The sequence below is a fragment of the Zhongshania aquatica genome (assembly GCF_027257955.1).
GTDB lineage: Bacteria > Pseudomonadota > Gammaproteobacteria > Pseudomonadales > Spongiibacteraceae > Spongiibacter > Spongiibacter aquatica.
Map to the genome: position 1 here is coordinate 92,672 of NZ_JANZNQ010000005.1, position 12,381 is coordinate 105,052.

General features: G+C 50.3%; 9 protein-coding genes. 3 read left to right on the plus strand and 6 right to left on the minus strand.

Annotated elements, in window-relative coordinates; translation table 11 throughout:
- Window positions 1-2: 2 nt before the first annotated feature.
- From O9X78_RS06585 to pilG, 6 genes are all read right to left on the minus strand, one after another.
- Entirely contained in the window at window positions 3-464 is a 462-nt protein-coding gene (locus O9X78_RS06585) for a chemotaxis protein CheW (RefSeq protein ID WP_269618827.1), read from the minus strand.
- Window positions 461-6,016, minus strand: a complete 5,556-nt coding sequence (locus O9X78_RS06590; RefSeq protein WP_269618828.1) for a hybrid sensor histidine kinase/response regulator — start codon at window positions 6,014-6,016, stop codon at window positions 461-463. The genes O9X78_RS06585 and O9X78_RS06590 overlap by 4 nt, the downstream gene beginning before the upstream one ends.
- A gap of 114 nt (window positions 6,017-6,130) precedes the next feature.
- Window positions 6,131-8,164, minus strand: a complete 2,034-nt coding sequence (locus O9X78_RS06595) for a methyl-accepting chemotaxis protein (RefSeq protein WP_269618829.1) — start codon at window positions 8,162-8,164, stop codon at window positions 6,131-6,133.
- A 50-nt stretch (window positions 8,165-8,214) separates the two neighbouring features.
- Window positions 8,215-8,754, minus strand: coding sequence for a chemotaxis protein CheW (locus O9X78_RS06600; protein WP_269618830.1), 540 nt, complete (start codon window positions 8,752-8,754; stop codon window positions 8,215-8,217).
- Between the two features lie 26 nt (window positions 8,755-8,780).
- The gene (gene pilH / locus O9X78_RS06605) at window positions 8,781-9,143 is read right to left on the minus strand and encodes a twitching motility response regulator PilH (protein ID WP_269618831.1); all 363 of its coding nucleotides are present in this window, start codon (window positions 9,141-9,143) and stop codon (window positions 8,781-8,783) included.
- 103 nt (window positions 9,144-9,246) lie between these two features.
- A complete protein-coding gene (gene pilG / locus O9X78_RS06610; RefSeq protein ID WP_269618832.1) occupies window positions 9,247-9,639 on the minus strand; it encodes a twitching motility response regulator PilG in 393 nt (130 codons plus the stop codon).
- A gap of 246 nt (window positions 9,640-9,885) precedes the next feature.
- Here pilG and gshB point away from each other — a divergent pair, with 246 nt between their 5' ends.
- The 3 genes from gshB to O9X78_RS06625 are packed head-to-tail and all read left to right on the plus strand — an operon-like array spanning window position 9,886 to window position 12,365.
- Window positions 9,886-10,842, plus strand: coding sequence for a glutathione synthase (gshB, locus tag O9X78_RS06615; RefSeq protein ID WP_269618833.1), 957 nt, complete (start codon window positions 9,886-9,888; stop codon window positions 10,840-10,842).
- A gap of 8 nt (window positions 10,843-10,850) precedes the next feature.
- Window positions 10,851-11,735 carry an energy transducer TonB gene (locus tag O9X78_RS06620; RefSeq protein ID WP_269618834.1) on the plus strand — a complete coding sequence of 295 codons (885 nt, stop codon included), beginning with the start codon at window positions 10,851-10,853 and terminating at the stop codon, window positions 11,733-11,735.
- A gap of 60 nt (window positions 11,736-11,795) precedes the next feature.
- Window positions 11,796-12,365, plus strand: a complete 570-nt coding sequence (locus O9X78_RS06625) for a YqgE/AlgH family protein (protein ID WP_269618835.1) — start codon at window positions 11,796-11,798, stop codon at window positions 12,363-12,365.
- Window positions 12,366-12,381 lie beyond the last annotated feature (16 nt).

The window sequence follows — 12,381 nt, forward strand, 5'->3', positions numbered from 1 at the left end:
ACCTACAGAGCCTCAATAATTTCCTGCTCCAACATATCCCAATCCGGAATCATTAATTTGGTGTCGAGCGCACGAACATAGCTGTGAATCAGCGGATTCGTTTCGGTATCTATGGGTGTAATATCACTGTCTCTTAAGCGTGCAAGCCGCGGCACACCGCTCAACGCCACGCAAAAAAAGGGCATTTTTTGGCGATCGGTAATTCCGTTTAACACCGCCATTTGGCGTAGTGTTACACCTGCCGGTAACTCGCCTTCAAGCAGTCCCTCAAAGCTAATCACCGGTATTTCCTGCTCACGCCAGATCATATAGCCAAGTAAAAAAGGGGACGACACTGCAGAAGTAAGCTGGCCAGCCAGAACGACCTCCGCCACTGCCGCATTGGGGAGGAGTAAGGCACTGCCTACCAAGGGTAAAATAATATTAGTCTGTACCGACGACCGAGTTTCTACTAGCTCACTCATGCATCCACCACGCCAGACATGACTTCATCAATCGCCTTCAATAACTGAATTTCTTGGTAGGGTTTACCTAGAAAATTGTGCACACCAAGCGCAAAAGCACGCTGACGATGCTTTTGACCCGTACGAGAACTAATCATAATAATAGGTATGTCCTTCATCCGCGGATTACTGCGCAAACGACTCGCCACTTCAAAGCCGTCCATACGCGGCATTTCTATATCCAACAAAATGACATCGGGAAGACGCTCGCTATCCTGCAGCTGATTTACCGCGTCTAAACCATCGCGGGCCAAGGCCACTTCCATATGCTGACGGGTGAGAAGTCGCGACGTTACTTTACGCACCGTCACCGAGTCATCCACCACCATGACCAAACGGCTGGTCAACCGAGACGCGGCAGCTGGCAATTGCTGCTGATTACCCGCCAAGCGACGCGCCACATCAGCACGAATACTGGCGAGCATGTCTAAAATGACAACCACACTACCGTCACCAAGCACCGTCGCACCGGACAAGCCCGGCACCGCCGCAAACTGCGGCCCAAGGGTTTTTACGACAACTTCGCGAGAACCCATCAGTGAATCCACTTGAATCGCGGTAGGCGGCTCGGCATTGCGAATCAGCAATACCGGGCGAGACTCTAACTGCCCCTCAAGATGAGCCACCCGACCTGAGTCGAGTAAATTACCCATATAACGCAATTTGTACTGCTGCCCTGCGTATTCGAAATCCGGACCATTCTCTTGGTAGTACACGTCGAGCTCATAGGGGCTGACTCGCACAATACCTTCAATATTATTCAGTGGCACCGCGAAGATTTCACCACCCACGCTCACCATTAAGGCACGGTTTACCGAAACGGTGAATGGCAGACGAATTTCAAAGCGCGAACCTTTGCCCGCCTCGGTCTTAATCTCAATCGCGCCGCCCAGCTGCTTAATTTCACTGCGGACCACGTCCATACCCACGCCACGCCCAGAGATTTGCGTAACATTTTTCGCTGTACTAAACCCAGCATGGAATATATATTCAAGCAGCTGACGCTCGCTAAGTTCAGCGTCCGCGGTAATGAGCCCCATGTCCTCTGCTCGCCGACGAACAGCCTGCAAATTTATACCGCCGCCATCGTCACTAATCACAATAACTACGTCGCCGCCCTGCCGGTCAAAGCGCATTTTAATTTCGCCGACCGTTGGTTTACCGGCCGCCTCGCGCACTTCTGGCGACTCTATACCGTGGTCTATCGCGTTGCGAAGCATATGTTCTAGCGCGGGAATAATACGCTCTAAGACTCGGCGGTCCATCTCTCCTTCGGCGTTGTAAACATTAAACTCAACCCGTTTATCTAATTCGCTACCGATCTGCCGCACGCCCCGTCGCAACCTGGGTACCATGCGCGAGAAGTTGACCAACTGCGAACGCATCAAGCCTTCTTGGAGTTCAGTGTTAACCCGCGACTGCTGAACTAACAGCGTTTCCATGTCGCGACTTTTTTCGAGTAGCGTACCGCGTAAATCTACTAAGTCAGACGCAGACTCTAAAAGTGCTCGCGACAATTGCTGTAATTGTGAATAGCGGTCGAACTCTAGCGGGTCAAAACCATCGGCGCCTTCGCTTTCCACCTGCTCCTGACGAAAAATAATTTGCGCTTCGGTTTCTATATCCATACGCCTCACCTGACCCCGCAAGCGATCGACGGTAATTTCCATTTCTTCCAGCGAAAAATTAATTTCGTTCACTTGCTCTTCAACACGACCGCGAGCAATAGAAGTTTCACCCGCCAAGTTAATTAAGCGTTCAAGCAGTGGCGACGGCACCTTGATCATTTCTTGTGGCGTCGCTTTCGCCATCGACGATGCCAGAGAATAATCTTCTCTAAGAAGTCTTTCCGTCTGTGAGACCGGCGCCACGTCTTGCGCAGGTATTTCACTAAACTCGATGTCCGAAGTAACGTCTTCCTCAACCGTATTTATAAAATCACTAAGATTTGGATCGATAGGCGGCGCAGCAAGTGTCGGGTCATCAATAGCGGCAACCGCGTGTACCAGCTGATCTTGAAATTGCTGTACAAGATTGAAGAATTCGTCACTGGACGTATTGCGCTGGGCGACAGCAGTCGCAATGGCTGTTTCAAAATTATGGCTAAGATCGCCAACCGCCATCATTCCCGACAAGCGCGCACCACCTTTTAATGTGTGCAAATAACGCTGAATATTATCGAGATGAACTAGCTCATCGCGCTCACCAGCCCAATGCTGAATAGACTCGTCTAAGCTCTCTAATAAATCTGCCGCTTCTTCTAAAAAGATCTCCAGTATTTCGATATCAATACTGTCTTCAACCGCAGGCAAAGATGTGCCTTCGTTTACGGCCGCACCACTATTGGGTGTTTGCTCGTAGCCAGAATTTGATGCCTGTGTACTATCGACATCGACATTGGTATTTGCGACATTTTGATCAGCAGTAAACTCTTCCTCAACAAAGTCACCGCTTTCACCAAACGTATTATCGGCTGAGGCGACTGACTCAGAAGTAGTTAAATCAACATTATCCTTAGTGACATCTGCAGGGACGTCCTCAATAACAATCTCTTCCGGCTCGCCAAACTCCTCGACTGTTTCAAGCCGTTCAACCGGAGAAGCCAATTCAATTTCTATGGGTTCCGCTGCGATCAAATCCACATTGCGAATCCGATCAATTAAATCGCTATTTTCTAATACCGTTTGTTCAGCCGCCAACTGATTTAAATAATCCATTAGCTGCTCTAAAGCTTCATTTACCAGCGTAGTAAAATGTTGTGGCAAAGGATCTATTGCATGACTAAGCATTACCTGTAAGGCCTGCGCCAACTCGGCAATTGGCTCGCAGTTAATTTCCTCAGCGCGCTGCGCAAATACTCCCATAATTTGGGCGTACTCGACCAAGGTGCCAGCGTCGATGTCTTGATTTTCACTAAGAATGTCCAAGAGACCTTGAACACTGTCTAAATTATTAGCCAAAAACGCGTCGAGTGCACCGGCAGATACCTCGCCACGGGCATTGCGATCAGACGCAAATTCAGCCTCGTGAATTAACTGCACAGATAAGGCATTGATAGACGACAACAAGGTTTTTGGCGTATGCAAAGACGCTACCGGTGTGTCGGCCAACTGCTTGACCATTGATCTAACTTGTCGAACTACATCTGAAATCAGGGCAACAAGGTTCTCACCTGCAGCAACCCGCATAGAGCGCAACTCTTTAACGAGACTCTCTAAGGGAGAAATGATATTGGCGACCGGCCATACCTCGGCCATTTTCGACGAGCCTTTCAGGGTATGCAGCGCTCGCTGCACCTCATCGGTCAATCTAGCAGGATAGCTATCGACGCTCTCGATATAGGCTTCTAGCACCCGCAAATGGGTATCTGCCTCACCCATAAAAATCGACGTCAAACCATCTTCGTCAGCACCGGAACCCGCATTGGATTGAGGGATTTGCTCCTGCGCTAAGGCACCGGCAAAGGTCATTAATCCATCTACTGAAGACGGCGGTAATTCCCGGCCTTCAGCAAGCCCCGCAATCAGATCTGGCAGTAGCGCCGTTACATTTTCAACCAGTTGTAGACGCGCGTCATCCATCACGAAATGACTGTCTACCACCTTGTTCAACATTGCCTCAACAGACCACGCTAACTCACCCATTTGGTAAGCGCCAACCATGCGACCGCTGCCCTTCAGGGTGTGAAAAGCTCGTCGAACCACTGCTAGATAGTCTTCTGAATCCAGACGATCTTTCCAAATGGGTAAGGTTTCATTGAGTAGAGCAAGTACGTCCTGCGCTTCCTCAAGAAAGATATCAACAATATCGGGATCAAGCTCTACTACCGCACCAACATCTGCTGGCTCCGCCGCCTCTTTCGCGTCGGTGTTTTTACCTGGCCAAGGCAGTATATTCGTCGCATCACGCGGCGCGCCAGGCACCGGATAACCCAATTTGGCAACACAGGCTTCCGCACCGACGAGTAGCGCCTCATCATCATTTTGACGACCGCTGCTGCTCCGCTCGAGGTAATAGTCCACTGACGTTAAGGCATCCGCCAAGGCATCCAATGTTTGCCAATCTGGCACTATTTGTTGAGTAAGTATTTTGTCAGTAAGGTACTCGGCACAGCGCTCCAACACTAAAGCGGGTGCCGCAAAACCGACTGAACTCGCTAGTGCCGCAGATTCCCGAAGTTGCGCCGGTGTGCTCTGTAAATTGCTACTCTGCCAATGCTCTGCCACATAGGCAATAATCGCCTCTTGAGCATCGAATAAAATTGACCGACTTTGCGCAATAACACTGCGCGTAGTCACTTCGGTATTTGGCTCGCCTGTCTGTGCTGCGTCGGCGACTGTATCAGCCGGTGACAATAAACGCTCCGCTAGTCGCTGCAACGACGTAGCAACCGCCTGCATTTGCTGGCCGGCCAAACCAAGCTCCACCTGATCGATAATAGCTTTTAGTGGATAGAGCGATTCCACCCACCCCAATACCGCCATAGCGTCACAGATACTGGTGCAGCGCCCCAGCAATACATCATTGTCAGACACCGCATTTGACGCAGTCCTTAGCTCGCTAACGATAGCCTGCCGCGCCAATTCAACAAAAGACAAATGGGCGGCGCTCTTTTCAGTCACGCCATCGAATAAACCACCAAGCTCATGTTTTTCGCGTTCTTCGCTTATATAGCGCGACGAGGCAGGACTGCTGGCGATATAAAAGGAAATGTCTTTGAGTAGAGGTACAGACACGGGCCGTTGTGCAGCCTGCTGTCCGTCCATCACTAGTATTTTTAGCTCCGAACCCAAGCGACTTAATACATTGCGTACCGCAAAATGATTGGCAATTGATTCGTTAAGTAGGCCTTCTATCAAGGCCAGGGCCGACGACCACAGTACTTGTTGTGCCTGACCACTGCAGAGCTTAGATGCTCGTCCGGCGACTTTTCCTAAGTAAACCAGGTTTTGCTTTTCGTCATCGCCACGCAAATAGGCCTGCAGCGCAATTTGGTACATTTTCAGTAATTTGCCGGCCAACTCCGTAAAGGTTTGTGCCGACAACGTAGATTCATTGGCCGTCGAATCTGCTGCCAAGTTCAACGCGGGGTTAAACAAGACAGTAGACGATAAAAGGGATTGATGGTTTGCCGCGCGAAGGTCGTTAAATATCATGATTAACGAGGCAGGCAACTCACTCTTACTATCTTTCACACGCCGTAAATAGGCTGGCAGTTCATCGGCACTGGTTTGCACTGCGTGTAATACATCGTGCTGGCTGCGTGCAATATCACCGCCAGCGATTGCAGATTGAATACTGCGTTCCATCTCATCGACTAACAGCGCGGCACCACTAAACTCGATCATCCGCAGGCTACCCTGAACCTGATGCAGCAGCATGCTTGCACGATCTAAAGAACTTACGTGGTCATTTTGAAAAAAATCGTCAATCAGTGACACGCACTGACCTAGGGCTTCTGAAATCTCTCCAGAAACCCACTCAAGCGCTATATAGTCTCGGCGATCAGTCATATCGTTGAACTCTACATTCCCTTGCCATAACGATGTTCGCAGCACCGTTTTTATAAGCGATCACTACGCAATCTACAGCCGTATTGTTCGCTGCGAACACCGTGGCGCAGGCAATCAGAATTGTTGCTCTGGTAGTGTGAAACCTGCCACCGAGCTGCGTAAATCGTTGGTCATTTCCGCTAATGCTCCGATAGACCTCGCGGTCTCCGTTGAACCCGCCGATGTTTGCGACGTAATTTGCTGGATTACCTGCATCGTTGACGAAATCTGTCCCGCCGACACCGCTTGGTCTGCCGCCGCGCTGGAAATGTTCTGGATCAGTTCTGCCAGTTCCTGCGATACCGTTTCGATTTCGGTTAGTGCCGTACCCGCGTCCTGCGCAAGTCGCGCACCACGTACCACTTCCGATGTTGTTTGCTCCATCGAAATAACCGCTTCATTAGTATCTGACTGGATGGTTTTTACGAGAGCTTCAATCTGTTTGGTCGCACCTGATGACCGCTCCGCAAGACGCTGAACCTCATCCGCAACAACCGCGAAGCCCCGACCAGCATCACCCGCCATCGATGCCTGTATCGCCGCGTTCAACGCAAGAATGTTGGTTTGGTCTGCAATGTCGTTGATCAACGAAACGATATCACCGATTTCCTGCGATGATTCACCGAGACGCTTAATACGCTTCGATGTTTCTTGAATCTGCTCACGAATATTATCCATGCCCTTAATGGTGTTCTGCACCACTTCAGCACCGGTGTTGGCGATTGCCACCGATCGCTGCGCCACCGCCGCGGAGTCGCGGGCGTTTGAGGATACTCGGTCGATTGTTTGCGCCATCTCGCTAATTGCCGCAGATGCTCCGGCAATTTCTTTGGCCTGACTCTCCGATGCCTGCGCCAATGTTAAGGCCGTAGACTGGGAACTCTGCGCCGCCGACGATACTTCCACCGCAGTTTCGTTGATCTGCGATACCAGTACCCGTAATTGGTCAATGGTATAGTTGATGGAGTCAGCAATTGCGCCGGTAAAGTCTTCGGTTACGGTTGCTGAGGTTGTCAGGTCGCCATCTGCAAGGTCGGCCAATTCATCGAGTAAACGCAAAATTGCCGTTTGGTTTCGTTCGTTGGCATCCGCTGTTTCACGCAAACGCATTTGGGTATTGCGCATAGACTGCCAGGCCAACATCGCCAAGCCAATCAGAATCACACCAACAAATATCAGGGCACTCGCCACAGAAAGCGGCCGTTTTTCAGACAATTTAGCAATGCCAGACGACAAGCTACTGGTGACTTGGGTAATCTCTGGAACAGTAGATGCAATTAATTTTGCGGCTTCTGATGACTTCAATAATTCGGGCGACACCTCAAAGATGCTCGCCATCGAACCGCTAAGCTGCTGGAAAGACTCCGCAATGGCAGCGAGTATTTTTTGTGCGCTGCTGTTACTAACTCGATCGACGCCGATGGCACTGTTTCCAGACAACAGCGCGTTTAACACGGTCGCAAACTCACTGGCATCAATGGTGAACTGCTCCGCTGCTTGAGTCGCCGCTTCGCCGCCGCCAATCATTCGGTCAACATGGCGGCCAATACGCTCTGCCAACCAGGATTGACGTTGTGCGATGGCCACCTGCTTAGCAGATGCGCCATTTTTTAATAATATCTCAACCACTTTATTGTTGTTTTCTTGTAACTCGGGGAGCTGTTTATTCAGGGTTTCGGCAACCTGATACAAGAATACGATTCGCTCGCTATTGCTAGTGATGGTATCCGCCGCGCTGCTAATCTGCGCCGCCAATACATTGAGCCGGTCAATGTCGCTACCTAGCATCGCTGCCGGAGAAGGGAGTCCTTTGCCACCATCGACCAAGGTACTGCGAGACTGTTCAAAATTGCGTTCCGCTCGCGATAGCGCAGCAAAACTGTCTTGGTCACCCAGTGCCGCTTCCCGCGAACTATTCGCTATTTGCTGCGCGAACAAACGCATTTCACTGGTCAATTCTAGATAGCGCTGATCGTAATCCGCATCTCGCAAAATAATGAAGGTATTTAAACCCGCGCCCACAAAGCCGACCAGTATAACGATCACCAGCACACTCACCGCTCGGCTAGATCGCAAACGCGCGAGTGCGCCTTGATTACCTGCTGTCATGTCCCCAAACTCCCAGTGCTAAATTTTTTAGGTATTGTTAATTTCCGGGCTTATGCTGCCACGGTATAAAAATTATCGTCTTCTATTAATTGAACTGGCCGGAACACCAGCCACTGACGCTGGCCGTGCTGATAACAACCTTGAATATAGTTAGCCATTGCTGGCGTGCTTAAATCGCTTTTAAGACTGAAGGTTTCAGCGTCAAAATGCTGCATACCAAAGACGTCATCAACAATAAGACCAAGATATATCTCGCCCTTTTCAATCACTAACACTCGGCGCTGTCGCTGCTCACTATTAACTCGATCTTCGATAAATGCGGTTAAATCAACGAGGGGCAACAAGCGCCCACGCACGTTTGCAACGCCCCGCACCCAAGGTTTTACACCGGGTAAGCGCGTTACAGCGGGTTCCGTTAAAACCTCGGCAATATCATCCATCGCGGTGACGCAGTACTGCTCACCAATGCGAAAGCCAACACCACTCCATGTGATTGCACGATTGTCCCGCGCACTAGGCAGGGCGCTAAAATCCGCTCGAAACCTCTGCGCAAGACTCTGTAAATAATCAAATGACAGCGTGTTAGGCATATCTCTTCCGTTAAACAAACTGCTAATTAATTCAAGACAGCGTCGATGGCCTTAAGCAGCCCCTTGCTATCAACAGGCTTGGTCAAATAACCCTTTGCGCCCTGACGCTGCCCCCACAAGCGATCAGTTTCCTGATCCTTGGTGGTCACAATAATCACCGGAATACCACTGGTATTCGGGTCACGACTCAGCTGGCGCGTTGCCTGAAAGCCATTAAGGCCGGGCATGACGATATCCATCAAAACGACATCTGGCATCTGCTGTCTAGCAATATCTAGGCCGAGTTCACCGCTTTCCGCCGTTAAAACTTCGTAGCCATTCTTACTAAGAATTTCTGAAATCTTAAAAATTTCGGTTGGTGAATCGTCAACAATAAGAACCCGTGGCATTCTCTTTATCCTCATCGGTAGCACCGCTTTTGCGGCACATAACGCTGCATTAAACCGGTCAACGAACCGATTCAAAGGTTATTTAGTTAGGCAAATACGCAAATCAGGCTTGCGCTATATGTACGTGATTTTGAATTGCTTCGAGCAACTCACCCTTACTGAAAGGCTTGGTCAAATATTGATCTGATCCTACGATGCGACCTTTCGCTTTGTCGAACAAGCCATCTTTACTGGACAGCATGATGACCGGCGTAGACTTGAATTCAGTATTATTTTTAATCAAGGCGCAGGTCTGGTAGCCGTCTAGGCGCGGCATCATAATATCGACAAAGATAATATCGGGCTTAGTATCGGCAATCTTCGCCAAGGCGTCAAAGCCATCGACGGCGGTGACTACCGTACAGCCTTCTTTTGCCAATAATGTTTCAGTGGTGCGACGAATCGTCTTGCTATCGTCGATGATCATAACTTTTAAGTCGGAAAAATTAACTTCCATAAGAATTGCGAACCTTGTGAAGGTTGTAGATTGATGCGCCAACAATCCAATGTCTTATCGCACAGCTTTGATGATTTTTTACCACGTAAAGGCCGCTGACACCATCATCCGATGATGTCGGTAAAGCAAAATTGCTGCAATAGACAAACTTTCGCTATTTTTGCGGTATTCTATAGGCCGTAATTATTAGCGCAGCTCGCGCCCATAATAAAGCCTATTCGCAAAGTTTTAGACACAGGTAGCAAAATGACTATTCGTCTCGGCGTAGTGATGGACCCCATCGAAAACATCGCCTACAAGAAAGATTCAACCTTAGCCATGCTCTGGGCGGCCGCTGCTCGGCAATGGGAAATAAGCTATATGACCATCGCCGACCTTTATGTGGCCGATGGACAAGCACGCGCTTCAGCGCAGGTGCTTAAGGTGTTTAAGGATCCCGCACACTTTTACGAGTTAGATGATGCCGCTGATATCGCACTTGGCGATCTAGACGTCATCCTGATGCGCAAAGATCCACCCTTTGACAACGAATTTCTCTACGCTACGCATATTCTCGAATTAGCGGAAACCCAAGGTGCCTGGGTCGTCAATAAGCCCAGCAGCTTGCGCGACTGCAATGAAAAACTGTTTGCCCTGCAATTTCCGCAGTGTGGTCCGGTACATTTGGTTAGCCGCGATCAAGCGAGATTGCGCGCATTTCATGCCGAGCACGGCGACGTTATCATGAAACCATTAGACGGCATGGGCGGTAGCTCAATATTCAGGCTCAAACCTGACGATGCCAATGTTGGCGTTATATTAGAAACCCTGACCAACCACGGTCAAACCACCATCATGGCGCAGGTCTACCTGCCAGAAATTCGCGATGGCGATAAACGCATTTTACTTATCGATGGCGAACCTGTGCCCTATTGCTTGGCGCGGATTCCCGCCAAAGGCGAAACCCGCGGCAACTTGGCCGCTGGCGGCACCGGCCGAGCGCAACCACTCAGCGACGCTGACCGTCGTATCGCCGCCGAAGTTGGCCCTGTGGCAAGGGAAAAAGGCCTACTCTTTGTCGGCTTAGACGTGATTGGTGACTCACTTACTGAAATAAACGTAACCAGCCCAACCTGCATTCGCGAGATCGACACACAATTCGGCACTGATATCGCGGGTCAATTGATGGATTGCATCGCCGCAAAACTTGCACAGGCAAAGTAAGTAAGGCAATGACGGCACCCGCGACGCCTTTTCTAGACGAACAAGCCCCACCTGAACGGCTGGGGTTTATTATTATTGTCGCCGCGGCAATGCACCTAGCGCTAATTTTAGGCATCACCTTTGCTCCGCCTGATACTCGCATTAAGCTGCCGAGCCTTGAGATCACTCTTGCGCAGTATCAAAGCAAGGATGCGCCGGACAAAGCCGACTATTTAGCCCAATACGACCAGATAGGCAGTGGTACCTTAAACAAAAAAGCCGAACTCAGCGCCACGACGGAAAGCGCCTTCCATGACAATACTGCGCAGGACGAAGACGCCCTGAAACTGGCGAAATCTGTGCCTGACAATGCCAGCGCCTCACTACTTAGCACCACAGCCATTGCCGCACGTAATAGTAAGCCGCAGCAAACTCGGATGCTCCATCAACAGCAGCAATGGAATGGCAGCGACGAGAGCAATCAGCTCAGCGAAAATATATCTGCGCTGGAGGCTCAGCTCGAAAAACTAAATCAAAATTACGCGAGTATGCCGCGCCCCAAGTTTATTACGTCGGTTGCCACCAAGGGCTCGCCCGATGCGCTTTATTTGAATCGCTGGGAAAAACGAGTAGAGAAAGTCGGCAACGCAAATTACCCAGAAGAGGCGCGCAAAAAGGGAATTGAAGGCGAATTGAGGCTATTACTCATGCTCATGCCCGACGGCAGAATAGATGAAGTGCGCATTCTCAGTAGCTCAGGCAGCGCCATCCTAGACCGCGCAGCCCACCGCATTGTTCGCTTGGCAGCACCGTACGAGGCCATTCCCAGCGATGTCTTGGACGGCAAGAATCGCCTGGGGATCGTTCGTACTTGGCGCTTCGAACGCCAATCGCTAAAAACAAATCAAGGCTAAATCCGCAGAATTTATCAACGGTTCGCTTGTGTTTGCAGTAATTTCACCGATACTAAGGTCATGAACAAAACCACCTACCCATCATTCAAAAATCATTTTTTGATCGCACTCCCTGCGCTCAAAGACGGGATTTTTACGCATAGCATTACCTATCTCTGTGAACACGACGAACACGGCGCAATGGGGATTATCATCAATCGTCCGCTGGATATGGACGTCGATGAAATTCTTGAACAACTTGAGCTGGACGGGCATATATACAGCCATCACCAACCGGTCTACGCAGGTGGTCCAGTGCACACCGATCGCGGCTTTGTTTTGCACCGCCGCGACGGCAAAGACTGGGAAGCCAGTGTTGATGTCACCGATAACATCACGCTTACCACGTCGCTTGATATCCTCAACGCCATTGCCCGCGACGACGGCCCAAGACAAAGCCTTATCGCGCTGGGCTATGCGGGCTGGGACGCAGGTCAATTGGAAGAAGAGCTACAGGACAACACATGGCTGACCGTACCGGCTAGCGAGCATGTGCTGTTCGATGTTGCGGCCGAAAACAAGGTCGACGCCGCGCTTGCCACTCTCGGCATTAACTTCTCGCAAATAGCGCCAGACAGTGGCCACGCCTAAGGACATTTCGCAAACA